The 22,831-nt window shown below is 61.7% G+C and carries 24 protein-coding genes; 9 read left to right on the top strand and 15 right to left on the bottom strand.

All coding sequences use genetic code 11. From position 1 onward, the window contains the following. Positions 1-70 precede the first annotated feature (70 nt). From rplS to ffh, 6 genes are all read right to left on the bottom strand, one after another. The gene (rplS, locus tag J2J98_RS20150; RefSeq protein WP_064708028.1) at positions 71-613 is read right to left on the bottom strand and encodes a 50S ribosomal protein L19; all 543 of its coding nucleotides are present in this window, start codon (positions 611-613) and stop codon (positions 71-73) included. A gap of 210 nt (positions 614-823) precedes the next feature. Then, the gene (gene trmD / locus J2J98_RS20145) at positions 824-1,525 is read right to left on the bottom strand and encodes a tRNA (guanosine(37)-N1)-methyltransferase TrmD (RefSeq protein ID WP_207601942.1); all 702 of its coding nucleotides are present in this window, start codon (positions 1,523-1,525) and stop codon (positions 824-826) included. Continuing rightward, positions 1,525-2,091 carry a ribosome maturation factor RimM gene (gene rimM / locus J2J98_RS20140; protein ID WP_207601941.1) on the bottom strand — a complete coding sequence of 189 codons (567 nt, stop codon included), beginning with the start codon at positions 2,089-2,091 and terminating at the stop codon, positions 1,525-1,527. The genes trmD and rimM overlap by 1 nt, the downstream gene beginning before the upstream one ends. A gap of 114 nt (positions 2,092-2,205) precedes the next feature. Then, the gene (rpsP, locus tag J2J98_RS20135) at positions 2,206-2,577 is read right to left on the bottom strand and encodes a 30S ribosomal protein S16 (RefSeq protein WP_064708026.1); all 372 of its coding nucleotides are present in this window, start codon (positions 2,575-2,577) and stop codon (positions 2,206-2,208) included. 48 nt (positions 2,578-2,625) lie between these two features. Further along, positions 2,626-2,946, bottom strand: coding sequence for a chorismate mutase (locus J2J98_RS20130; protein ID WP_012485540.1), 321 nt, complete (start codon positions 2,944-2,946; stop codon positions 2,626-2,628). Between the two features lie 16 nt (positions 2,947-2,962). After that, positions 2,963-4,540 (bottom strand): signal recognition particle protein, encoded by a 1,578-nt coding sequence (gene ffh, locus J2J98_RS20125; RefSeq protein WP_207601940.1) that lies wholly within the window; start codon positions 4,538-4,540, stop codon positions 2,963-2,965. 423 nt (positions 4,541-4,963) lie between these two features. Between ffh and J2J98_RS20120 the strand changes: the two genes are divergently transcribed. From J2J98_RS20120 to J2J98_RS20095, 6 genes are all read left to right on the top strand, one after another. Then, positions 4,964-5,167, top strand: a complete 204-nt coding sequence (locus tag J2J98_RS20120) for a hypothetical protein (RefSeq protein WP_064708224.1) — start codon at positions 4,964-4,966, stop codon at positions 5,165-5,167. 113 nt (positions 5,168-5,280) lie between these two features. After that, complete coding sequence (dapF, locus tag J2J98_RS20115) at positions 5,281-6,186, top strand: diaminopimelate epimerase (RefSeq protein ID WP_207601939.1); 906 nt, start codon at positions 5,281-5,283, stop codon at positions 6,184-6,186. Beyond that, on the top strand, positions 6,183-7,454 hold the full coding sequence (gene mtaB / locus J2J98_RS20110; RefSeq protein ID WP_207601938.1) for a tRNA (N(6)-L-threonylcarbamoyladenosine(37)-C(2))-methylthiotransferase MtaB: 1,272 nt from the start codon (positions 6,183-6,185) through the stop codon (positions 7,452-7,454). The genes dapF and mtaB overlap by 4 nt, the downstream gene beginning before the upstream one ends. A 16-nt stretch (positions 7,455-7,470) precedes the next feature. Beyond that, entirely contained in the window at positions 7,471-9,039 is a 1,569-nt protein-coding gene (ftsY, locus tag J2J98_RS20105; protein WP_207601937.1) for a signal recognition particle-docking protein FtsY, read from the top strand. A gap of 78 nt (positions 9,040-9,117) precedes the next feature. Next, positions 9,118-9,762, top strand: coding sequence for a septation protein A (locus J2J98_RS20100; protein WP_138396375.1), 645 nt, complete (start codon positions 9,118-9,120; stop codon positions 9,760-9,762). Beyond that, positions 9,759-10,346 carry a DUF2585 domain-containing protein gene (locus tag J2J98_RS20095; RefSeq protein WP_138396374.1) on the top strand — a complete coding sequence of 196 codons (588 nt, stop codon included), beginning with the start codon at positions 9,759-9,761 and terminating at the stop codon, positions 10,344-10,346. The genes J2J98_RS20100 and J2J98_RS20095 overlap by 4 nt, the downstream gene beginning before the upstream one ends. A gap of 31 nt (positions 10,347-10,377) precedes the next feature. On the opposite strand, the gene J2J98_RS20090 is transcribed toward J2J98_RS20095, so the two are convergent. Genes J2J98_RS20090 through ccmA form a run of 5 tightly spaced genes read right to left on the bottom strand, consistent with a single transcriptional unit; the run spans position 10,378 to position 13,313 of the window. Further along, positions 10,378-10,986, bottom strand: a complete 609-nt coding sequence (locus J2J98_RS20090; RefSeq protein WP_064708019.1) for a DsbE family thiol:disulfide interchange protein — start codon at positions 10,984-10,986, stop codon at positions 10,378-10,380. Then, a complete protein-coding gene (gene ccmD, locus J2J98_RS20085) occupies positions 10,983-11,150 on the bottom strand; it encodes a heme exporter protein CcmD (RefSeq protein WP_138396373.1) in 168 nt (55 codons plus the stop codon). The genes J2J98_RS20090 and ccmD overlap by 4 nt, the downstream gene beginning before the upstream one ends. 3 nt (positions 11,151-11,153) lie before the next feature. After that, the gene (locus J2J98_RS20080; RefSeq protein ID WP_064708017.1) at positions 11,154-11,915 is read right to left on the bottom strand and encodes a heme ABC transporter permease; all 762 of its coding nucleotides are present in this window, start codon (positions 11,913-11,915) and stop codon (positions 11,154-11,156) included. Positions 11,916-11,962: 47 nt separating this feature from the next. Continuing rightward, positions 11,963-12,622 (bottom strand): heme exporter protein CcmB, encoded by a 660-nt coding sequence (gene ccmB / locus J2J98_RS20075; RefSeq protein ID WP_207601936.1) that lies wholly within the window; start codon positions 12,620-12,622, stop codon positions 11,963-11,965. 46 nt (positions 12,623-12,668) lie between these two features. Continuing rightward, positions 12,669-13,313, bottom strand: a complete 645-nt coding sequence (gene ccmA, locus J2J98_RS20070) for a heme ABC exporter ATP-binding protein CcmA (RefSeq protein WP_207601935.1) — start codon at positions 13,311-13,313, stop codon at positions 12,669-12,671. Positions 13,314-13,574: 261 nt separating this feature from the next. Between ccmA and acnA the strand changes: the two genes are divergently transcribed. The 3 genes from acnA (at position 13,575) to J2J98_RS20055 (ending at position 17,946) form a co-directional block, all read left to right on the top strand. Continuing rightward, the gene (gene acnA, locus J2J98_RS20065; RefSeq protein WP_207601934.1) at positions 13,575-16,265 is read left to right on the top strand and encodes an aconitate hydratase AcnA; all 2,691 of its coding nucleotides are present in this window, start codon (positions 13,575-13,577) and stop codon (positions 16,263-16,265) included. 225 nt (positions 16,266-16,490) lie between these two features. Then, positions 16,491-17,231: a DUF1223 domain-containing protein gene (locus J2J98_RS20060; protein ID WP_207601933.1), complete on the top strand. Its 741-nt coding sequence runs from the start codon at positions 16,491-16,493 to the stop codon at positions 17,229-17,231. A 313-nt stretch (positions 17,232-17,544) separates the two neighbouring features. Continuing rightward, on the top strand, positions 17,545-17,946 hold the full coding sequence (locus J2J98_RS20055; RefSeq protein ID WP_064708012.1) for a DUF2794 domain-containing protein: 402 nt from the start codon (positions 17,545-17,547) through the stop codon (positions 17,944-17,946). Between the two features lie 5 nt (positions 17,947-17,951). Here the strand turns inward: J2J98_RS20055 and J2J98_RS20050 are convergent, their stop codons facing one another. From J2J98_RS20050 to J2J98_RS20035, 4 genes are all read right to left on the bottom strand, one after another. Beyond that, positions 17,952-18,509 (bottom strand): GNAT family N-acetyltransferase, encoded by a 558-nt coding sequence (locus J2J98_RS20050; RefSeq protein WP_138396369.1) that lies wholly within the window; start codon positions 18,507-18,509, stop codon positions 17,952-17,954. 104 nt (positions 18,510-18,613) lie between these two features. Then, positions 18,614-19,342 carry a Bax inhibitor-1/YccA family protein gene (locus J2J98_RS20045; RefSeq protein WP_064708010.1) on the bottom strand — a complete coding sequence of 243 codons (729 nt, stop codon included), beginning with the start codon at positions 19,340-19,342 and terminating at the stop codon, positions 18,614-18,616. A 180-nt stretch (positions 19,343-19,522) separates the two neighbouring features. After that, complete coding sequence (locus J2J98_RS20040) at positions 19,523-22,066, bottom strand: ABC transporter permease (protein ID WP_207601932.1); 2,544 nt, start codon at positions 22,064-22,066, stop codon at positions 19,523-19,525. After that, positions 22,063-22,770: an ABC transporter ATP-binding protein gene (locus tag J2J98_RS20035; protein WP_088677533.1), complete on the bottom strand. Its 708-nt coding sequence runs from the start codon at positions 22,768-22,770 to the stop codon at positions 22,063-22,065. Before J2J98_RS20035 ends, J2J98_RS20040 begins: the two co-directional genes overlap by 4 nt. Between the last annotated feature and the right edge of the window lie 61 nt (positions 22,771-22,831).

Here is a 22,831-nt window from a genome sequence, read left to right as displayed (position 1 = left end):
CACGGGCGCGCAAAAAACAGAAAAGGCGATCCGAAGACCGCCTTTCCAGAAACAGAATTTTGCGCAGATATTATTCTGCTGCCTTCTCGGCCTCGGCTGCAGCGGCTGCTTCAGCAGCGGCCTTGGCTTCGGCAGCCTCGGCTGCTGCCTTCTCGGCGGCGAGCGCCTGGGCTGCTGCAACCTTCTCAGCTTCGATACGGGCCTTTTCCTCGGCGACAGCAGCGCGCTCGGCGTCGTTGAGCTTGCGGGCGCGAACGCCGGTGTCTTCAACGATACGGGCGGACTTGCCGCGACGGTCGCGGAGGTAATAGAGCTTGGCGCGGCGGACCTTACCGCGGCGAACGACGTCGACGCTTTCGATCAGCGGCGAGTAGACCGGGAATACGCGCTCGACGCCTTCACCGTAGGAGATCTTGCGGACCGTGAAGTTTTCCTGCAGGCCGCCTCCGGAGCGGGCGATGCAGACGCCTTCATAGGCCTGAACGCGGGTACGGTTGCCTTCCGTGACCTTGACGTTGACGCGGACGGTGTCGCCCGGGGAGAATTCGGGAAGCGTGCGCTTGGCTTCGATCTTGGCGGCCTGTTCGGCCTCGAGCTGCTGGATGATGTTCATCGTCTTAACCTTTGGTTCTTCTGAAACAGCCAGAGCGCTCGACACTGATCCCTTGGGTAACCTCAGGATTTTGCCCTTGCGGGCGGGAGCGGATTCGCCATTCTTTGTTTGCTGGCAGACGGGGTTAACCCCATTTCCGCGTGCGCCAATACACGAAAGGCCGGCGCTTGTCATCCCTCGCACGACATTTTTGTGAAATGGCCGGCGGAATCAGCCGTTTTTATCGCGCTTCGCCTTTTCGAGCAGATCCGGCCGCCGCTCCTCCGTCAGTCGAACTGCCTGCTCGCGCCGCCATTTCTCGATCGCGCCGTGGTTGCCCGAGGTAAGAACCGAAGGAATTTCGCGGCCCTCCCACTCCTGCGGGCGGGTATAATGGGGATGTTCCAGCAGCCCGCCTTCGAAGCTTTCGTGCAGGCCGGAGAGGTCATTGCCCATGACGCCCGGCAGGATGCGGATGATCGCATCGAGCAGGACCAGCGCCGCTGGCTCGCCGCCCGACAGCACATAGTCGCCGATCGAGACTTCTTCCAGTCTACGCGCCTCGATTACCCGCTGGTCGACGCCCTCGAAACGGCCGCAGACGATGATGACGCCGTCACCCGCCGCAAGCTCGCGCACGCGCTGCTGCGTCAGCGGCCGGCCGCGCGGGCTCATCAGCAGGCGCGGGCGGAGGTCATCTTCACCGGCACTGTCGATCGCGCGCGCCAGAACGTCAGCCTTAAGCACCATGCCGGCGCCGCCGCCGGCCGGCGTGTCATCGACGGTGCGGTGTCTATCGGTGGCGAAGTCGCGGATCTGTACCGGATCCAGCGACCATTGCCCGCGCTCCATCGCCTTGCCGGCGAGCGAGAAACCAAGATGCCCCGGAAACATTTCCGGATAAAGTGTCAGTACGCGCGCGCGAAAAGCCATTACTTCTTCTTTTTTGGCTTGCCCGCGGTGAACGGCGAAAGCTCGGGGTCGTCGACCAGTCCCGCCGCCAGCGGATCGATCAGCAGCGTGCCGGCTTCAAGATCGATTTCCAGCACAGAGGCTTCCGAGAAGGGAATGAGAACCGGCCGCTTGCCCGGGCCCTTGAGCTCCAGCAGATCGCCGGCGCCGAAATCGAAGATGCCGGTGACCGTGCCGTAGCTGACGCCCTTGTTATCAAGCGCTTCGAGCCCTTCGAGATCGGCATAATAGAATTCGTCTTCCTCGAGCTCATCGTCCGGCAGGTTGTCTCGCTCGATATAGAGTTCAAGCCCGTTCAGCGCTTCGGCGGCGTTGCGGTCGTTGATGCCGCGGAAACGGACGACGACGACGTTCTTCATCTCGCGGATTTCGAGAATTTCGAAGCTGCGTCCGTCCATGCTGTGCAGATGGCCGTAATCGCCGATCGCCGTCGGATCGGCCGTGTAGGCCTTGGCGCGCACCTCGCCCCTGAGGCCCTGAGCGCCACCGATCGTTGCCATCAAAACCGGGTTTTCAAGCTTTGTCATGGGTTCCTACATGTGAAGCCGGAAGACAGCTTCTCATAAACGAAGTGCGGGCGATTGGAAACGAAAACGGGCGGCATGTCGCCATGCCGCCCGCTCGATAGGGAGAGGTCCCGATTATTCCGCAGCGTCGGCAGCAGCTGCAGCGGCGTCAGCGGCCTTTTGAGCCTTTTCGGCGGCGCGTTCCTGGGCGCGTTTGCCGGGCTTAGCCTTGATCGGGTTGTTCTTGGCTTCGCGCTTGGCAACGCCGGCTTCATCGAGGAAGCGCAGAACGCGGTCGGTCGGCTGGGCGCCGTTGTCGATCCAGTGCTTGATGCGCTCGGCGTTCAGCTGAACGCGCTTCTCATCGTCCTTGGCGAGCATCGGGTTCCAGGAGCCGAGGTTTTCGAGGAAGCGGCCGTCACGCGGGCTGCGCGCATCGGCGAGCACGACGTGGTAGTACGGACGCTTCTTGGAGCCACCGCGGGCGAGACGAATTTTCAGTGCCATGTTCTTTACTCCTTAGGCTTTTCTTGACCGCTTCGTAAGGCGGTAGGGTTATCGGGCTGCGGCGCTCTGTTCAGCGTGATCCGCAGCGATCTGCTCATGATGCCGGATGACTTCCTTGATGACGAAGTTCAGGAACTTCTCGGCGAAATCCGGATCCAGATTGGCGGCCTTCGCCAGCTGGCGAAGGCGTTCGATCTGGTATTCTTCGCGCGCCGGATCGGCCGGCGGCAGATTATATTTGGCCTTCAGCAGGCCGACCTCTTTCGTGCAGCGGAAGCGTTCGGCCAGCATGTGCACGAGAGCGGCATCTATATTGTCGATCGACTGACGATAGCTCGCGAGCTGGGCTTTGACGTCTGGATCAATCATGGGGCAAGCGATCCTTTCACTTCTTCTTCGGCAAGCCGGGCAATCCCGGGAAACCACCGCCAAGGCCCGGCAGCTTGGCGCCGCCGAGGCTAGGCAAACCACCCGGCAGTCCGCCGAGACCGGGCATGCCCGCACCCGGCTTACCAAGCCCCGCCGCTTCCGCCTGCTTCTGCAGGGCTTCTAACTGCTTCGGGTCGATATTCGAGAGGTCGGGCATGCCGCCCCCCATGCCGCCGCCAAGCCCCATCTTGCCCGCAAGGCCGCTCATCATCTGCTTCATCATGCCGCCTTTGCCCTTGCCGCCCATCATCTTCATCATATCAGCCATCTGGCGGTGCATCTTCAGAAGCTTGTTGATGGCGGCTGCATCGGTGCCGGAGCCGGCGGCGATGCGCTTCTTGCGCGAATGCTTGAGCAGGTCGGGATTGGCGCGTTCGGCCTTGGTCATCGACTGGATAATGGCGATCTGACGGCCGAAAAGCTTGTCGTCGAGACCGGCGGCGGCCATCTTGTCCTTCATGCCGGCCATGCCGGGCATCATGCCCATGATACCGCCCATGCCACCCATCTTCTGCATCTGGCGCAGCTGGTCGGCGAGGTCGTTGAGGTCGAATTTGCCCTTGGCCATCTTGGCGGCCATGGCGGCCGCCTTCTCGGCATCGATATTCTCGGCGGCACGCTCCACGAGCGAGACGATGTCGCCCATGCCGAGGATGCGGTCGGCGATGCGGCGGGGATGGAACTCCTCGAGCTCGCTCATCTTCTCGCCGACGCCGATCAGCTTGATCGGCTTGCCGGTGACGGCGCGCATCGAAAGGGCAGCACCGCCGCGGCCATCGCCGTCCATACGGGTTAGTACAAGGCCGGTGATGCCGACGCGTTCGTCGAAATTGCGGGCGAGGTTGACGGCGTCCTGGCCGGTGAGGCTATCGGCGACCAGCAGGATTTCGTGTGGGATCGAGCGCTTCTTGATGTCGGCCATCTCGACCATCAAGGGCTCGTCGATATGAGTGCGGCCGGCGGTGTCGAGAATGACGACGTCATGGCCGCCGAGCTTGGCCGCCTGCACGGCGCGGGCGGCGATATCGGTCGGCGACTGGCCTGCAATGATCGGCAGCGTGTCGATATTGGTCTGCGCGCCGAGCTGGCGAAGCTGTTCCTGGGCTGCCGGACGACGCGTATCGAGCGACGCCATCAGCACCTTCTTCTTATCGCGCGTCGACAGGCGATTGGCGATCTTGGCGGTCGTCGTCGTCTTGCCCGAGCCCTGCAGGCCGACCATCATGACCACGACAGGGGCCGGCGCATGCAGATCGATGCCTACACCTTCGCCGCCCAGCATCTCAACCAGTTCGTCATGCACGATCTTGACGACCATCTGACCAGGCTTGATCGACTTCAGGATCTCGGCGCCGACGGCTTTTTCACGCACGCGGTCGGTGAAGGAGCGGACGACATCGAGCGCGACATCGGCCTCCAGCAACGCGCGGCGAACCTCGCGCAGCGCTGCGGAAACATCGGCTTCCGAAAGCGCGCCACGGCCTGTCAGTCCATTAAGAATGGATCCAAGACGGTCCTGGAGGTTTTCAAACATCGGTTCTTCCTTGATACGTTTCGGGCGGGTTCGATATGCCCGGAAACGTCGTGCTTTTCCGTGACGAAAACAAGACGCAAAGCCAAAAAGCACCCGAGGGCGCATCGCGCTGTCGGGTGTTGACCTCCGGGATCTCGAAGTCCCGGTCGGCGGCTCGGAGTCATGCGGCTCGTCGCGGATTGGGCGCGATAAACAGGAAAGCGGCGGGAAAGTCAAGGTGAATACGCGGAACAGGCGCGTGGCCGGATGTCAGAGGCCCATGTGGCGGGCGGCCGCGAACGTTAAAACTTCTGCTCGCAGTCACAATCCACAATACAAGGTAGTTGCAAAATATTCCGCTTATGATTCTATTTTCTACTTAAGTGCATCCTGTAAAATGATTCGTGAATATCCTTGATGCCGGATGATCCGGCGGAGATATCGATGATGAATCCCGATATTGAAAGTTGGGCACTGGCACGAGCCCATCATATTGTTCTGAACGAAGGCCTTAGTCTTGCAAAGGCGGCACAGGACCTGGATCGAAAACGGTCCCGCTCGCTGGTCTACGAGCTGAGGAAGGTCATCACCGCCGCTATCGTCGAGGCGCATGCGGCGTCGTTCGAATCCGACGGCAGGCAGCGGTAGAAACCGGACTGCTCCGAAGGCTCAGTCGGCGGCAATGCCCCCGCGGCACTCACCCACTGGTAATTCCCTCGCATTTCCGCCATATACAGCCGAAAAGCGGACGGAATGACAATATGAGTGCAACGGTCGAATTCGCAAGGATGAACGGGCTTGGCAACAAGATCCTGGTCGTCGACATGCGCGGCCGGCCTGACAAGGTGACGCCCGCAGCGGCTGTGGCGCTCAATGCCGATCCGCAGACCGAGTTCGATCAGATCATGGCAATCCATGATCCGAAGGCCAAAGGTACCGATGCCTTCATCGATATCTTGAATTCCGACGGCTCGAAGGCGCAGGCCTGCGGCAACGGTACGCGTTGCGTCGTGCAGGCGCTCGCCGCCGAGACCGGCCGGAAGGCTTTCACCTTCCAGACGGTCGCCGGCATTCTCAATGCCGTCGAGCACGACGACGGGACGATCTCCGTCGATATGGGCAAGCCGGTCTTCGAATGGAACCGGATCCCGCTGGCGGAGGAATTTCACGACACAAGCCGTATCGAACTGCAGATCGGCCCGATCGACAACCCCGTCCTGCATTCGCCTTCCGCGATGTCGATGGGCAATCCGCATGCGATCTTTTGGGTGGACAAGGACGTGATGTCCTATGATCTCGCCCGCTTCGGGCCGCTGCTCGAAAATCACCCGATGTTTCCCGAACGCGCCAATATCACGCTTGCGCAGGTGACGTCGCCGACATCCTTGACGACGCGCACCTGGGAGCGTGGCGCGGGGTTGACGCTTGCCTGCGGCTCGGCCGCCTGTTCCGCCGCTGTCAGCGCCGCGCGTACCGGCCGTACCGGCCGCAAGGTGACGATCAACGTGGCGAGCGCCAAGCCGTCGGCGACACTTTCGATCGAATGGCGCGAGCGCGACGATCACGTCATCATGACGGGTCCTGCCGAATGGGAATGGTCGGGCCGGCTCGATCCCTCGACAGGCCTCTGGTCGCGTGATGGAACGCAAGAGGTCGAGGCACAGTGAGCGGCATCGAGGTCATTACCTTCGGCTGCCGCCTCAACACATATGAATCCGAAGTGATGAAGGTGCAGGCCGAGAAGGCGGGGCTCAACAACGCCATCCTGGTCAATACCTGTGCCGTGACCGGCGAAGCCGTGCGCCAGGCCCGCCAGGCGATCCGTCGGGCGCGGCGCGACAATCCGCATGCCCGCATCATCGTCACCGGCTGCGCCGCGCAGACGGAAAAAGAGACCTTCGCCGCCATGGCGGAGGTCGACGCGGTGCTCGGTAACGAGGAAAAGCTCGCGAGCGCCTCCTATCGCAGCCTGCCGGATTTCGGCGTTTCGGCCGAAGAGAAGCTGCGCGTCAACGATATCATGAGCGTCAAGGCGACGGCGCCGCAGATGGTCAGGCACATCGACGGCCATGTGCGCGCCTTCATCCAGGTGCAGAACGGCTGTGACCATCGCTGCACTTTCTGCATCATTCCCTATGGCCGCGGTAATTCCCGCTCGGTGCCGATGGGCGCAGTCGTCGACCAGGCCAGCAAGCTGGTCGACAGCGGTTATCGCGAAATCGTACTGACCGGAGTCGATGCCACCAGCTATGGCGGCGATTTGCCCGGCGCGCCGACCCTCGGGCTTCTCGCGAAGACGCTGCTGAAGCAGATTCCGCATATCCGCCGTCTCAGGCTTTCCTCGATCGACAGCATCGAGGCCGACGCTCATCTGATGGACCTCATTGCCGACGAGCCCCGCTTCATGCCGCATCTGCATCTGTCGCTGCAGCATGGCGACGACATGATCCTGAAGCGCATGAAGCGCCGGCATTCGCGCGCCGATGCGCTGCGGTTCATAGAGGACGCGCGGCGGCTCCGCCCGGACATGAGCTTCGGCGCCGATATGATCGCCGGTTTTCCGACGGAAACGGAAGAGATGTTCGCCAATTCCGTGCGGCTTGCCGAAGAGGCCGGCATCGCGCATCTGCACGTTTTCCCCTACAGCCCGCGTCCCGGGACGCCGGCCGCCAGAATGCCGCAGCTCGACCGGTCGCTGGTCAAGGATCGCGCCGCCCGGCTGCGCGCCACTGGACATAGGCTGCACCAATCCCATCTCGATCGCATGGTCGGAACCCGGCAGTGGCTGCTTGTCGAAAACAATGGCCTGGCGCATACGGAGAATTTCACGCTGGTCGCAGCCCCCGGTCTTCGCCCCGGCGAGCTTGTGCCGGCGACGATCACCGGCCACAATGGCAAGCATCTCGACATGCAATTGACGGCCGCAGCGGCCTGACTTTCACGGAATCCCCATGGCGCTCAGTTTCATCAAAAAGGTCTTCACCTTCGGCAAGCCGGCTGAAGAGCGCGTGCCCGAGGCAGTGGAGCGGGAACTTGAACCGCGCTCGCGCGACGAAGACCTGCCGATCGCGGAAGATCCTGTTCGTCCCGAGGAGATGGATACGGCAGGCGGGCCGGCCGCCGATGTCGGCGAGGGCGGGGCCGAGGAGCCTGTTGGGGCCGAAGCGGAAGTTCTGCTGCCGGCCGATCATTTGGGTGACATGGGTGTCGTGCCGCTTTCATTGCTGGAAGCTGAGGCGGTAGCGGAGGTGCAGGGCGAAATCCAGGCGCCTGTCGAAACCGTTGGGGAAACACCCCCCTCTGTCCCTCCGGGACATTTCCCCAACAAGGGGGGAGATCATTTGGAGCCTGACGCGCCGATTTCGGCTGAAAAAGTCGAGGAAGCCGCAGAAACGCCTCCAGAGGAGATTTCGCCTGAGATCGATGAGATACCAAACATCTCCGTTCAGCCGACCTCTCCCCTTGTGGGGGAGATAACCGGCAGGGCCGGACCCGTCGATGCGATCCCAGAACAGCCGAAACTTGAATCTCCCATCCTCCCCAAAGGCTTCGCCACCGGCCCGAAGGTTGCCGAACCCGAACCCGTTCTCCCCCAACCGAAGCTCAGCTGGTTCCAGCGCCTGCGCAACGGTCTCGCGCGCACCTCCTCGCAGCTCACCGGTCAGATCACCGCGCTCTTCACCAAGCGCAAACTCGATGACGAGACGTTGCAGGATCTCGAGGACTTGTTGATCCAGGCCGATCTCGGCGTCGAGACGGCAATGCGCGTCACCGATACGCTCGCTTCCGAACGCTACGGCAAGGATGTGACGGGCGAGGATGTCAGCCGCATCATGGCATCCGAAATCGCCAAGGTGTTGAAGCCCGTCGCCAAGCCGCTGCAGCTCGACCTCTCGCACAAGCCGCACGTCATCCTCGTCGTTGGCGTCAACGGCACCGGCAAGACGACGACAATCGGCAAGCTCGCGGCGAAACTTTCGGGCGCCGGGCTGAAGGTGATGCTGGCTGCCGGCGATACATTCCGCGCGGCGGCGATCGAGCAGCTGAAGATCTGGGCCGAGCGGACAAATTCCGAATTCATCGGCACCAAGCTCGGCGCGGATGCCGCCGGCCTCGCCTATGACGCCTTCGAACAGGCCAAGGCGAAAAAATGCGACGTGCTGATCGTCGATACAGCCGGTCGCCTGCAGAACAAGGCCGAACTGATGGCCGAACTCGAGAAGATCGTGCGCGTGCTCGGCAAACTCGATCCCGATGCGCCGCATACCGTGCTGCAGACGCTCGATGCCACGACGGGACAGAATGCGCTGAGCCAGGTTGAGATCTTCCGCAATGTCGCCGGCGTCAACGGGCTGATCATGACCAAGCTCGACGGCACTGCGCGCGGCGGCATTCTCGTCGCGATCTCTGCCAAGCACAAGCTGCCGGTCTATTTCATCGGCGTCGGCGAGGGTGTGGACGATTTGGAGCCGTTCGAGGCCGAGGATTTTGCTCACGCCATTGCCGGGCTTCCCCAATGATGCCACAGATATGCCGCCGAAAGCCTGCAAGGGACGGTCGGGAAACAGGTTTTCAGCAATAGCAGGTTTGAAGAGCGCATGACTACCGAAAGCGATATCACCCCGAGCGCGGCCGACCGCCATCATCCGATGCTGAAACTGGCGCTGGAACTCGGGCCGCTGATGATTTTCTTTTTTGCCAATCTTCGCGGTCAGTGGCTGGTGGAGAGATTTCCTGCTCTTTCGGAGCTGGGCGGTCCTCTGTTCGTCGCGACCGCTCTTTTCATGGCGGCGACGGTCATTTCGCTGACCGTGTCGAAGATCGTGCTCGGCCATTTGCCGATCATGCCCTTTGTCTCTGGCATCGTCGTGGTCATCTTCGGCTCGCTGTCGATCTGGCTGCAGAACGAGACGTTCATCAAGATGAAGCCGACCATCGTCAATACGCTCTTCGGAGTGGCGCTTCTCGGCGGGCTTGCCTTCGGCCGGTCGCTGCTCGGCTATGTATTCAATGCGGCCTTCCAACTCGATGCCGCGGGGTGGCGCAAGCTTACCATCCGCTGGGGCGTCTTCTTCCTGTTTCTGGCCGTGCTGAACGAAGTCGTCTGGCGCAATTTTTCCAACGATACCTGGGTCGCCTTCAAGGTCTGGGGCACGATGCCGATCACCATCATCTTCACGCTGGCGCAGATGCCGCTGGTGCTGAAACATAGCGTCAATCTGGAAACGGACGGCGAGACGTGAGCGCAGCAGACGCCGAATATCGAGCAAGACATCAGACCTTCTGGTTCGTCGCCTGCCTCGCGGTCCTGGTCGCCCAGGTCGTTGCCGAATATCTGATCGGCCGCGTACCGATCTGCGCCTGCGGCTATGTCAAGCTGTGGGAGGGCGGGGTCAATACCAGCGGCAATTCGCAGCATCTGTCTGACTGGTACACGCCGTCGCACATCATCCACGGCTTCCTGTTCTACGGGCTCGCTCACCTGGTCCTGCGCGGCAAGCCGCTTGCGGCAAGGCTGCTGCTGGCGCTGTTCATCGAATCCGCCTGGGAACTGTTGGAAAATTCGCCTCTTATCATCGACCGCTACCGCACGGCGACGATCGCGCTCGATTATTACGGCGACAGCATCCTGAATTCGGCGATGGACACCGTCTTCATGTGCCTCGGCTTCTTCTTCGCCTGGCGCGCGCCGGTCGCGCTGACGGTGGCGATCGCCATCTTCTTCGAGGTTTTCACCGGCTATGTGATCCGCGACAACCTGACGCTCAATGTGCTGATGCTGATCTGGCCCGTCGAGGCTATCAGGGTATGGCAGGGTGGGGGTTAATTCCGGTTTGCGGGAGCCGCTCTCCAAAAACCTACGACGCCTGCTTGCCCAGCGCCTTTTCCATCGCCGGAAACAGCCCTTCCTTCAGGCTGATATCGTCGAAGGGACCGACCCGCTTGTATAGGATGGTGCCGTCGGGGCCGACCAGATAGCTTTCCGGAATGCCGTAGACGCCCCAATCGATCGCCGCCTTGCCGTTCGGATCGACGCCGATCGCCTTATAGGGATTGCCGAGTTCGCCAAGGAAGCGCAGCGCGTTCTCGTTCTTGTCCTTGTAATTGATGGCGACGATGTTCAGCCGGCCATCTTTCGCGAGTTCCTTCAGGATAGGGTGCTCGTCACGGCAGGGGATGCACCAGGAGGCGAAGACGTTCACGAGGGTCAGCTTGCCGACGATCGCGGCGTCGGTCAGCGGCGGCAGGTTGGCGCCTTCGAGCGGTGGAAGGTTCAGCGACGGCGCCTTGGTGCCGATCAGGGCGGAAGGAATTTCGGCGATGTTCTTGCCATGGAAATCCTGATCGTAGAGCATCTTCGCAGCCGTCGCGGCAATGCCGCCGAATACGATCAGCGGCAGAAGCGCCAGCGCGTAGCGGCCAAATCCGCGCGGCTTGGCAGTTCTGGTTTCGGGTGTCTCGGTCATTCGCCGTCCTTCGGCCGCGCCGAGCGGCGGCGGATACCGGCGGCCTCGAGCGCTGCAAGCTCGCGGCGGCACGCCCTGCCGTCGGCCCAGGTCCACAGGATGATGGCGGTCGTCACCAATGCGGCGGCGCCATAGGATGCATAGACATAGAAGGCGTGGGTCAAGGCCTATTCCTCCCGGCTGGCCATGCGGGCGGCGAGACGGCGCTGGGCGGCGACGCGGCGGCGCCAGATCTCGTTTCTCATTGCCATGATGTGCAGCGTGAAGAAGAGCAGCGTGAAGGCGATGGCCATGACGAGGAGCGGGCGCAGAAATTCCGGATCGATCGCAGGGCCGTCGAGGCGCATCACGCTTGCCGGCTGGTGCAGCGTGTTCCACCAGTCGACCGAGAACTTTATGATCGGGATGTTGACGAAGCCGACCAGGATGAGCACGGCGGAGACGCGCGCCGCTCTGGATGGGTCATCGATGGCGCGGCTCAACGCAATGAGGCCAAGGTACATCAGGAAGAGAATGAAGACGGAGGTGAGCCTCGCATCCCAGACCCACCAGGTGCCCCACATCGGTTTGCCCCAGAGCGAGCCGGTGACGAGCGCGAGCAGCGTAAACGCTGCGCCGAGCGGAGCTGCTGCCTTGGCGGAGACGTCGGCCAACGGGTGGCGCCAGACGAGCGTACCGATCGCCGAGACGCTCATGATCGTGTAGCACATCATCGAAAGCCAGGCCGAGGGCACATGGATATACATGATGCGTACCGTCTCGCCCTGCTGGTAATCGCCTTCCGTGGCGAAGCTCAGATAAAGGCCGATCGCAAAACAGACGGCGGTGATGCCGGCCATCCAGGGAACGACTCGGGCCGCCAGCGCCAGAAACCGCGTCGGGTTGGCGAGATCGCTGATTTTGCTGATGGCAAGGCTGGTTTGGCTCATGCCCGCTTCCTTACCTTGATCCAGCCATTCCCGCAATCGAATGGCATTCAATCCGACGTGTTTCGCAGCGCCAAGGCGGCGGCGGCCGGACCGATGACCGCGAAGAAGAGCGTCAGTGCGATCAATATGAGGAAGGGCGGCAGGAATGGCGCCGGATCCTCGACTGCGGCATAGGTGGCGCTGACGCCGAAGATCAGCACGGGGATGGTCAGCGGCAGCACGAGGATCGAGACCAGCAAGCCGCCGCGGGGCAGGGCGACGGCGACGGCAGCGCCGACGGCGCCGATGAAGGTGATCGCGGGCGATCCGACGAAGAGCGTCAGCATGGTGGCGCCGATCGACGTCTCGTTCATGTTCATGAAGAGGCCGAGCAGCGGCGAGGCGATGACCAGCGGCAGGCTGGTGGCGGTCCAGTGGGCGAAGCATTTGACCAGCACGGTGAGCACGAGCGGCGTTTCCTGCATCAGCATCAGATCGAGCGATCCGTCATCACGCTCGGCCTGGAACAGGCGGTCGAGACCGAGAAGGGCGGCGAGCAACGCGCCGATCCAGACGATGGCGGGGCCGATGCGTGAAAGCAGCTTGAGATCCGGCCCGACGCCGAAGGGGATGACGGCGACGACGGTCAGGAAGAACAGCACGCCGATCAGTGCGCCGCCGCCGGCGCGGATCGAAAGTTTGAGGTCGCGGAGGAATAGGGCGGTCATGCGGGGCGGCTCTCTGCAGGTACGCAGGACGGGGCATCGACAAGCATCATCCCCATACCCTCTGATCCATGCCAGCAAAGCCCGTCATCTTCATCTCATGCACATTCTTCAATCCCAGCGGCTGATGCGTCGCCGCGAGCACGATTCCACCCTTGGCCAGATGGGTTTCGATCAATCCTGCAAACAGCCGGTCGGCGCTGGCGTCCAATGCCGCCGTGGGTTCATCGAGGATCCAGACGGGGCGGTGGGCGACGAGCAGCTTGGCGAAGGCGAAGCGACGCTGCTGGCCGGCGGAGAGATAACCGAAGGGAAGGTGGGTGATTCCCGAGAGGCCGACTGCTTCGGCGGCGTCTTCGAGAGGGAGGCCGGCGGCGGCAGGATGGCCAAGGAAGGACTGCCAGAATTCCAAATTCTCCGCAACCGTGAGCTCATCCTTCATCGCATTTCGGTGGCCGAGGTAGTGGCTGACCTCGCCGGGATGCCGGCCTTGCGGGCTCTCTTCATCGCGGAAGATGACAGTCCCTTTTTCGGGCTTGAGAAGACCGGCGGCAACGCGCAGCAAAGTGGATTTTCCCGATCCATTTTTGCCAGTCAGGACAAGCGTTTCTCCTGCCGTCAAGTGGAAGGAAACGTTTATGAAAATGAGATCCTCACCGCGTCTTGCAGCCAGATTTTCGGCGGTGAGTTGCATGCGTCGGTTCTTTCTTCGTTGCGGCTTTCGGAAGGCTCAAAAAATGTCTGGTTTTGGCAGTGCTCGGGTATGGCAAGTTTTTAGGAAATTATCTATAAGACCGGCAACCACGCCAGCGGTCGGCGTGAATTTCATCCTTGCGCCGAACTTGGAGCGTCTCCTCCACGTGCGGACAGCGGAAATGGCCGCACCCGCATCCTGATGTGCATTAAGTGCATAGGCGTTCGCACGACTGTGTTGGCTATCAGAACGGGGTCTCTCGTGTCTAAATCTCTTGACAGTTTCAATTGTCGTTCCATGCTTTCCGTGAACGGGAAGGACTATGTCTATTACAGCCTGCCCAAGGCTGAGGCAAACGGTCTGGCCGGCGTATCGAAGCTTCCCTATTCGATGAAGGTGCTGCTCGAAAACCTGCTGCGCTTCGAAGACGGCCAGTCGGTCACCAAGGAGCACATCCTCGCAGTCGCGGAGTGGCTGAACAACAAGGGTGCGGTCGAAAATGAAATCGCCTATCGCCCGGCGCGCGTGCTGATGCAGGACTTCACCGGCGTTCCCGCCGTCGTCGACCTTGCCGCGATGCGCGACGCGATGGTGTCGCTGGGCGGCGATCCCGAGAAGATCAACCCGCTCGTTCCCGTCGATCTCGTCATCGACCACTCGGTCATCGTGGACGAATTCGGCACGCCGCAGGCCTTCGCCAAGAACGTCGAGCTGGAATATCAGCGCAACGGCGAACGCTACCGCTTCCTGAAATGGGGCCAGCAGGCGTTCAAGAATTTCCGGGTCGTTCCTCCGGGTACCGGCATCTGTCACCAGGTCAATCTCGAATATCTCGGCCAGACCGTCTGGACCAAGGAAGAGGACGGCGAGACGATCGCCTATCCCGACACCTGCGTCGGCACGGACAGCCACACGACGATGATCAACGGTCTCGGCGTTCTCGGCTGGGGCGTGGGCGGTATCGAGGCTGAAGCCGCGATGCTCGGCCAGCCGGTTTCGATGCTGCTGCCGGAAGTCATCGGCTTCAAGCTTACCGGTAAGCTCAAGGAAGGTGTCACGGCGACTGACCTCGTTTTGACCGTCGTGCAGATGCTGCGCAAGAAGGGCGTCGTCTCGAAGTTCGTCGAGTTCTTCGGTCCAGGCATGGACAACATGCCGCTCGCCGACCGTGCGACGATCGGCAATATGGGGCCGGAATACGGTGCGACCTGCGGCTTCTTCCCGGTCGATGGCGAAACCATCAACTACCTCACCATGTCCGGCCGCACGCATGACCGGATCGCCCTTGTCGAAGCCTATTCAAAGGCCCAGGGCATGTGGCGCGAAGGCGATGGTTCGGATCTCGTCTTCACTGACACACTGGAACTCGACCTCGGCGACGTCGTACCGTCGATGGCCGGCCCGAAGCGTCCGGAAGGCCGCATCGCGCTCGAAAACATCGCTTCAGGTTTCGCGACGTCGATGGAAGCCGACTACAAGAAGCCGGGGCAGCTCAACAACCGCTACGCTGTCGAGGGCACCGATTTCGATCTCGGCCATGGTGACGTTGCGATTGCCGCCATCACCTCCTGCACCAACACCTCCAACCCGTCGGTGCTGATCGCTGCCGGCCTTCTCGCCCGCAACGCCGTCGCCAAGGGCCTGAAGACCAAGCCGTGGGTCAAGACCTCGCTCGCGCCCGGATCGCAGGTCGTCGGCGAATATCTTGCCAAATCCGGCCTGCAGGCCGACCTCGACAAACTCGGCTTCAACCTCGTCGGCTTCGGCTGCACCACCTGCATCGGCAATTCCGGTCCGTTGCCGGCGCCGATTTCCAAGACGATCAACGACAAGGGCCTGATCGTATCCGGCGTGCTGTCCGGCAACCGTAACTTCGAGGGCCGTATTTCGCCTGATGTCCAGGCGAATTACCTCGCTTCGCCGCCGCTCGTCGTCGCCTACGCTCTCGCTGGCACGGTCCAGAAGGACCTGACCAAGGAGCCGATCGGCGAAGACCAGAACGGCAACCCGGTCTATCTCAAGGATATCTGGCCGACTTCGCACGAGGTACAGCAGTTCATCCAGAAGTACGTGACACGCGAACTCTACGAAACCAAATATGCCGATGTCTTCAAGGGTGACGTCAACTGGCAGGCCGTTCAGGTTCCGCCGGGCCAGACCTATGCCTGGGACGACAACTCGACCTATGTCCAGAACCCGCCCTATTTCGTCGGCATGGGCAAGAAGGGCACCGGCGTCTCAGACATCAAGGGCGCTCGCGTCCTCGGCCTGTTCGGCGACAAGATCACCACCGACCACATTTCTCCGGCCGGTTCGATCAAGGCGGCATCGCCGGCCGGCGCCTATCTCATCGGCCATGACGTCGCCGTTGCCGACTTCAACCAGTACGGCACGCGGCGCGGCAACCATGAAGTGATGATGCGCGGCACCTTTGCCAATATCCGCATCCGCAACCACATGCTTGGCCCGAACGGCAAGGAAGGCGGCTACACCATCCACTATCCGTCGAAGGAAGAGACCTCGATCTACGACGCCGCCATGCAGTACAAGGCCGAAGGCGTGCCGCTCGTCATCTTCGCCGGTGTCGAATATGGCAATGGCTCTTCGCGCGACTGGGCTGCCAAGGGCACCAACCTGCTCGGCGTCAAGGCCGTGATCGCCCAGTCCTTCGAGCGCATCCATCGTTCGAACCTGGTCGGCATGGGCGTCATCCCCTTCGTCTTCGAGGAGGGCACGACCTGGCAGAGTCTCGGGCTCAAGGGCGACGAGCTCGTCACCATCGAGGGGCTTGATAAGATCAAGCCACGCGAGAGGAAGATCGCCAAGATCAGCTATAGCGACGGCTCCGTGAAGGAAGTTCCGCTGCTGTCGCGCGTTGATACGCTCGACGAGGTGATCTACCTCAACAATGGCGGCATTCTGCAGACGGTTCTGCGCGATCTCGCTGCCTGATTTTTAAGAGACCTCACTGATAATGGCCGCCGGAAAGCAGTTTCCGGCGGCTTTTTCTTGGCGGCGACAGTCTTTTCCAGAGGCTCACCTCAGGCGCGTTCCGGCCGAGTTGCGGTCTCACCCGTTCGTGATTTTTCGTTTGGAGCCGGAAGGATTATTCGTACGTTCATATCTCAGGGCCTTCGGTTCCAAACGCCGTCGGCGCTGAAAAAGAGGTGCAGGTGAATGTCCCCCCGTTTCTTGATTCCGCTGATCGCCGGTGTTGCTCTTGCAGGCTCGTTGCATGCCGAAGACGGCAAGCCCAGAGGCGTTGTCGAACTTTTCACGTCACAGGGTTGCTCCTCCTGTCCTCCCGCTGATGCCGCTTTCCGCAAACTGGTCAACCAGGGCGATGTCATCGCCCTCGCCTATCACATCGACTACTGGAATTATCTCGGCTGGGCCGATACGCTGAGTTCCAAGGAAAATACCGAGCGGCAGTACGGCTATGCCAGGACGATGGGCCGCAGCAACGTTTATACGCCGCAGGTCATCGTCAACGGACGCGGCCATCTTGCCGGCGCCGATCTGAACGGCATCAACAGCCGGATCGACAGCTACAGCAGCGAAGGCAACGGTCTGACCGTTCCGATCAGCGCCACGATGCGCGGCGACGAGCTGGAGATCAAGATCGGCGCCGGACAGGGCAAAGCCAATGTCGTTATGGTCTATTTCGACAAGGAGAAGACGATCAACGTCGAAAAGGGCGAAAATAGCGGAAAGAAGATCTCCTATCTGCACAGCGTCACCAATGTCGAAACCGTTGGGATGTGGGACGGCAAGGCGACCAGTCTGACGCTGCCGGCGAGCGTCCTGCAGCGTCCGCAGCTCGAGGGTTGCGCTATCCTGCTGCAGACGGCGACGGCGGACGGCGACCCGGCGGCGATCCTCGGCGCGACCGTGGTGATGGCGGGAAAAAACATCTGATATTCCACCCGTTTACGGGTGGAATGCCGGGCGGCCCGGCCGAGCGTATTCGGGGCTGGGGTTAAGGTCGATACGCTCCGCCGGGCCCTTTGGCGCGCTGGCGCCAAACCGGGATGCATAAATCCCCCGCAAATGAGGCGCTGTTTTGACTGAAATGCGGCAGTGCGGAGAAAGCGTCCTTTCTCCCCAGGCCATCGTACCTGCCTGCGTGGCGCCGCAGTGCGGCCTAAAGTGACAGGCCGCGCTCTTGCAATTTGCGGCGGCTCGGGCAAACTGTCACTCTCCTGTCACAAGCGGAGGCCTTGGAGACCTGATGACAGATCAGCCGGATTTGCGACACGGCGAAAGCCGCTCCGTCGACAATGGTTCCTCGGTCGTCGTCGATCTCAGGGAATACAAACAAAGCAAGGACCCGCTTCCGGTGACCTTCCACCGGCGCGAGCTGGATGCGATCCTCTGGATCTACGGCCGTATGGTCGGCGAGGGAGAATGGCGCGATTACGCCATCGATCATCTGAGGGACAGGGCGGTTTTTTCAGTCTTCAAGCGCTCCGGCGAGATGCCGCTCTTTCGGATCGAGAAGAACCCGAAGCTTGCCGCCAAGCAGGGCGCCTATTCCGTGATTAATATCAACGGCATGATCCTGAAGCGCGGTCACGAGTTGAACCAGGTGTTGAAGGTGTTCGACAAGGCCCTGAAGCTCGTCGACAAGTAGGCTTATCAACCCGCAAATAATGTGCCGGGATAGGCGGCCGCATCCGGATTGGTCGTCATGCCCTCGCCGAGGGCGCGCTGCATGAACATCGTGTCCAGCCAGCGCCCGTGTTTATATCCGGTGCCCCTCATCAGACCGACCTCCTCAAAGCCGGCTCCGCGATGAAGCGCGATCGAGGCGGGGCTGGCGCCGCCGATGACGGCAGCCATCTGTCGAAAGCCGAGCACGGTGCAGCGTTCGATCAGTTCGGTAAGGAGGGCCTTGCCGATACCTCGGCCGCGGGCTTCAGGCGCCAGATAGATCGAATCCTCCACCAGCCAGCGATAGGCGGGGCGCGTGCGAAAAGCCGAGGCATAGGCGTAGCCGAGCAGTATCCCGTCTCCATTTACGGCGGCGATATAGGGATAGTGCTGGCTGACGATCGCGGAGAAACGCTGGGCCATCTCGGCTTCGGACGGCGGTGCAATCTCGTAGCTCGCAACGCCATTTAGGACGGCTTCGCGATAAATACCGGCAATAGCGGAGATATCGGCTTCGGAGGCATCGCGCAACAGGAAGGACATTCGGCAACAAATCCATCGAGGGAGGTCTTTCAAACCACTCCGCTGAAGCCAGCGCAATAAAAAAGGCGGCCCGGAGCCGCCTTTTTCGATCGTGATAGACCTGCTTATTTACGGTTGCCCATGAACTGCAGCAGGAACATGAAGAGGTTGATGAAGTCGAGATAGAGCGTCAGCGCACCCATGATCGCCTTGCGGCCGGCAACAGCGACGTCATCAGCTTCGTAGTAGAGTTCCTTGATCCGCTGCGTGTCGTAGGCGGTGAGGCCTGCGAAGATCAGCACGCCGATTACCGAGATCGCGAACTGCAGCGCGGACGAAGCCAGGAAGATGTTGACGAGCGACGCGATGATCAGACCGAACAGGCCCATGATCAGGAACGAGCCTATCGCCGACAGGTCACGCTTCGTCGTGTAGCCGTAAAGCGACAGCGCGCCAAAGGAGGCGGCGGTCACAAAGAAGGTCTGTGTGATGCTTGACTGGGTGTAGACCAGAAAGATCGACGACAGGGACAGACCCACCAGCGCGGCATAGACCCAGAAGGTGGTCTGCGCGGCGGCCACGCTCATCCGGTGAATGCGGAAGCTCAGGAAGAAGACAGCCGCGAGAGGCGCAAGAATCACGACCCAGCGCAAGGGCGACTGGAACAGAAGCACGCCGAATTGGGTGAGCTGGCCGTCCTGGACCGCGAAGTTGAAGCCAAGATATGCGGCCACGCCCGTGATCGCCAGGCCCAGCGCCATCAGGTTGTAGACCTTGAGCATATATGCGCGCAGGCCTTGATCAATCATCTCGCCGGTCTGGACGCGGCTTTGATAGTTACGAAGATCAGCCATAGTTTCCTCTTACAAGCTCCGATGGAGATACGGTGTCGGGTTTTCGACCCGGGCGCCGCTGCGGAGCTCCAGCATGCCTGCAGACAATATGAGGCCTTCACCCATCGCAAACAAGGGGCTTGCGGGGGCTGCGCCGGTTAAATCGGCGTAAGGTGAAGGCTTTTCGGCCGCGCTATCTACCTAAAGCTCGCGCAGTACGGGCGCCGCCTTCTGTCCGAGGATGCGCCAGGTGCCGATGAGGCCGATGCCGACGGTGAGCACCAGTGCGGTGACGAGCGTCAGTCCCGCCACATCGGGCAGGAAGGTGGACGGCAGGCGCATGATGCGGGCGACGATGAACCAGGCAGCGGCGGCGCCGGCGATCAGCGAGAAAATCGCGGTCGCGAGCCCGAGGATCAGATATTCGTAGCTGAAGGCGCGGATCAGCATGGCGCGGGTGGCGCCGAGCGTCTTCAGCACCACGGCGTCGTGGGTGCGTGCCCGATTTCCGGCGGCGAGCGCACCGGCAAGAACGAGGACCGAGGCGACGAGGGCCACGGAGGCTGCGGCACGGATCGCGGTCGCAAGCTGCGCTACCAGCCGATTGACGATATCGATCGCGTCCTTGACGCGAACGCTGGTGATCGTCGGGTAGGCGTTGGTGACGGATTTCAGGATCGCTGCATCCTCGGCCGGCGTCGAGGAGGGATCTGTCAGCGTCGCCAGCCAGGCGTGCGGGGCGCCGCGGAAGGTATTGGGCGAGAAGACCATGACGAAATTGATCGACAGCGATTCCCATTCGACACGGCGCAGATTGGCGATCTTCGCCGTAATGTTACGTCCGAGGACGTTGACGGTGACGGTGTCGCCGATCTTGAGGCCAAGCTCGTGCGCCTCTTCCGAGGAGAAGGATACAAGCGGCTCGCCGCTGTAATCCTTGTCCCACCAGCTGCCTTCGCTGAGGGCGGCATTTTCCGGAAGCGCGTCGGCGTATGTGATACCGCGATCACCGTTCAGCACCCAGCGACCGGCGGCCGGCACGTTCATCTTGGTGACGTCTTCGCCGTTGAAGGCGACGATCCGGCCGCGCAGCATCGGCACTTCCATCAGCTTGCCCTTCGGCGCCTGCGCCTGGACGAGATTGCGGAAGGCGTCGACCTCGGCGCTCTGTATATCGACGAAGAAGAAGTTGGGTGCACCCTCGTTCATGCGGCCGGTCAATTGCTGGCGAAGGTTGCCGTCGATCAGCGTCAGCGTCACCAGCAATGCCAGCCCGAGGCCGAGCGAAAGCACCACCGAGGGGGTAAGTGCGCCGGGGCGGTGGATATTGCCGATAGCAAGCCTGAGGGCCGGCGAACTGACGCGCGGGCTGCGGCGCGCGAGCCAGGCGATTAAGGCGGCGACGAGGCGCAGGACGACGAAGGCGAAGACGATCGCACCGACGAAGACGACGGCGATGAAACGATCATAGGCGGTGAGGATGGCGAGGGCGGCAAGGCCCACCATGAAGAGGGCGGCCAGCAAGATATAGGGCCAGGACGGCAGACGGCGGGTCTCGAAGCCCTGCTCGCGGAACAGTGCGGTCGCCGGCACTTCGCGGGCATGGCCGAGCGGCAGAATGGCGAAAGCCAGCGTCGTCAGGATGCCGAAGAGCGTCGCAAGCACCAGCGCACCGGGATAGAGGGTCGGCGCGGTCGAGACCGGCAGGAATTGCGCCAGGAACTGCGCCGCAAAGATCGGCGACAGGGCGCCGATGACGAGGCCGATCACGATGCCGCCAAGGGAGATGATAGCGATCTGAAAGAGATAGATCAGAACGACGACAACTGCCGGAGCGCCGAGACATTTGAAGGTGGCGATTGTCGTGCGCTTGGAGTCGAGGAAAGCACGCACTGCATTGGCGACGCCGACGCCACCGACAACCAGCGCGGTGAGGCCGACCAGCGTCAGGAATTGCGAGAAACGGGTGATGTTTTCGGTGAGCGACGGTGCTGCGCGGTCGCTGGTACGGATCGCCCAGCCGGCGGAGGGAAACTCCCTGGATGCACGCGCCTGGATGCCCGACATCGTGCTCCTGTCTTCCAATCGGATCTTGTAGGCATGTTCGACCAAGCTTCCGGTCTGGATCAGCCCCGAGGATTCGAGCGCCTGCCGGCTGACCAGCAGACGCGGCGCAAAGCCGAAGCCTTCAGACAGCGCGTCCGGCTCGGTCTTCACCGTCCCGGTGATACTGAGTTTGACGTTGCCGAGCAGCAATTCGTCGCCAACCGCAAGGCCAAGCCGATCGAGAAGCAGAGGCGCTGCCAACGCGCCGTAAGTGCCACCTTGGCCGGAAAGCAGGGCTGCAAGCGGATAGTCCGGCTCTGCCTCGAACCGGCCGTAGAGCGGATAGGCGTCGTCGACGGCCTTAACCTCGACCAGCGCCTGGTCCGAACCGTCGGGCTTGCGGGCCATCGAGCGCAGGCCCGTTGAAACCGAAACTGTCCCCAGGCCTTCGAGGAAGCTCATTTCCTGAGGCGTCGCCTCGCGGTTGTTGAGTTCGAAACGCACGTCGCCGGCCAGCAGCTCCTGGCCCTGAGAGGCGATCGTGTCGGTAATCGACTGTGAAACGGAATTGACTGCGGCGATCGCCCCCGTGCCGAGCGCGATACAGGCGAGGAAGATGTAGAAGCCGCGAATGCCGCCGCGTAGCTCGCGGAGCGCCAGGCGAAAAGCGAGCGAAACACGCGGTGTAAGGATACTCATGCGAATGCCGCCTCGCTGTGGCGGGCGGCGCTGTCGCCTTCGATCCTTCCGGAGCGGACGCGGATCTGGCGCGAGCAGCGGTTGGCAAGCGAGACGTCGTGGGTGACGAGAAGCAGGGTCATGCCGCGTTCGGCCTGCTTGGCAAACAGCAGGTCGGCGATCTGGCGGCCGGTCTCGGTATCGAGATTTCCGGTCGGTTCATCGGCAATCAGCAAAGCGGGCGAGGGGGCGAGCGCCCTGGCGATAGCCACACGCTGCTGTTCGCCGCCGGAAAGCTGGCCGGGATAATGGTTCAGCCTCTGTCCGAGGCCGACCGAATTCAGCTCGCGATGAGCGATGTCGAAAGCATTGGGAACATTGGCGAGTTCCAGCGGCACGGCGACGTTTTCCAGCGCCGTCATATTGGCGATCAGGTGGAAGGACTGGAAGACGATACCGATATTGCGGCCGCGGAAATCGGCGACCTGATCCTCACTCAGGCTATGGAGCGGCGTGTCATTGATATTGATTTCGCCGCTGTCAAGCTTCTCCAGTCCGGCGAGCACCATCAGCAGGGTGGACTTTCCGGAACCGGAGGGACCGACGATGCCGACGGATTCTCCGGCGGCGATATCGAGATCGATGCCCTTCAGCACATGCACGGAGGCCGCGGCGCTGCCAAGGGTCAGATCGGCGCTCTTCAACTCGATGATAGTTTTTGCCAACGGAAATCGCCCTATATAAGCCCGTAATCGAATTGCCGCATAACGGCACCCCGCCAATCTA

The sequence above is a fragment of the Rhizobium bangladeshense genome, from assembly GCF_017357245.1.
GTDB lineage: Bacteria > Pseudomonadota > Alphaproteobacteria > Rhizobiales > Rhizobiaceae > Rhizobium > Rhizobium bangladeshense.
The sequence above is the reverse complement of the archived record's forward strand: the minus strand, read 5'-3'. Positions and strand labels throughout refer to the sequence as shown.

Coding starts and splice junctions, on each gene's coding strand:
- rplS (WP_064708028.1), bottom strand. CDS start 613: ATGAACATCATCCAGCAGCTCGAGGCCGAACAGGCCGCCAAGATCGAA.
- trmD (WP_207601942.1), bottom strand. CDS start 1,525: ATGGCTTTTCGCGCGCGCGTACTGACACTTTATCCGGAAATGTTTCCG.
- rimM (WP_207601941.1), bottom strand. CDS start 2,091: ATGACAAAGCTTGAAAACCCGGTTTTGATGGCAACGATCGGTGGCGCT.
- rpsP (WP_064708026.1), bottom strand. CDS start 2,577: ATGGCACTGAAAATTCGTCTCGCCCGCGGTGGCTCCAAGAAGCGTCCG.
- J2J98_RS20130 (WP_012485540.1), bottom strand. CDS start 2,946: ATGATTGATCCAGACGTCAAAGCCCAGCTCGCGAGCTATCGTCAGTCG.
- ffh (WP_207601940.1), bottom strand. CDS start 4,540: ATGTTTGAAAACCTCCAGGACCGTCTTGGATCCATTCTTAATGGACTG.
- J2J98_RS20120 (WP_064708224.1), top strand. CDS start 4,964: ATGATGAATCCCGATATTGAAAGTTGGGCACTGGCACGAGCCCATCAT.
- dapF (WP_207601939.1), top strand. CDS start 5,281: ATGAGTGCAACGGTCGAATTCGCAAGGATGAACGGGCTTGGCAACAAG.
- ftsY (WP_207601937.1), top strand. CDS start 7,471: ATGGCGCTCAGTTTCATCAAAAAGGTCTTCACCTTCGGCAAGCCGGCT.
- J2J98_RS20100 (WP_138396375.1), top strand. CDS start 9,118: ATGACTACCGAAAGCGATATCACCCCGAGCGCGGCCGACCGCCATCAT.
- J2J98_RS20090 (WP_064708019.1), bottom strand. CDS start 10,986: ATGACCGAGACACCCGAAACCAGAACTGCCAAGCCGCGCGGATTTGGC.
- J2J98_RS20080 (WP_064708017.1), bottom strand. CDS start 11,915: ATGAGCCAAACCAGCCTTGCCATCAGCAAAATCAGCGATCTCGCCAAC.
- ccmB (WP_207601936.1), bottom strand. CDS start 12,622: ATGACCGCCCTATTCCTCCGCGACCTCAAACTTTCGATCCGCGCCGGC.
- ccmA (WP_207601935.1), bottom strand. CDS start 13,313: ATGCAACTCACCGCCGAAAATCTGGCTGCAAGACGCGGTGAGGATCTC.
- J2J98_RS20060 (WP_207601933.1), top strand. CDS start 16,491: ATGTCCCCCCGTTTCTTGATTCCGCTGATCGCCGGTGTTGCTCTTGCA.
- J2J98_RS20055 (WP_064708012.1), top strand. CDS start 17,545: ATGACAGATCAGCCGGATTTGCGACACGGCGAAAGCCGCTCCGTCGAC.
- J2J98_RS20050 (WP_138396369.1), bottom strand. CDS start 18,509: ATGTCCTTCCTGTTGCGCGATGCCTCCGAAGCCGATATCTCCGCTATT.
- J2J98_RS20045 (WP_064708010.1), bottom strand. CDS start 19,342: ATGGCTGATCTTCGTAACTATCAAAGCCGCGTCCAGACCGGCGAGATG.
- J2J98_RS20040 (WP_207601932.1), bottom strand. CDS start 22,066: ATGAGTATCCTTACACCGCGTGTTTCGCTCGCTTTTCGCCTGGCGCTC.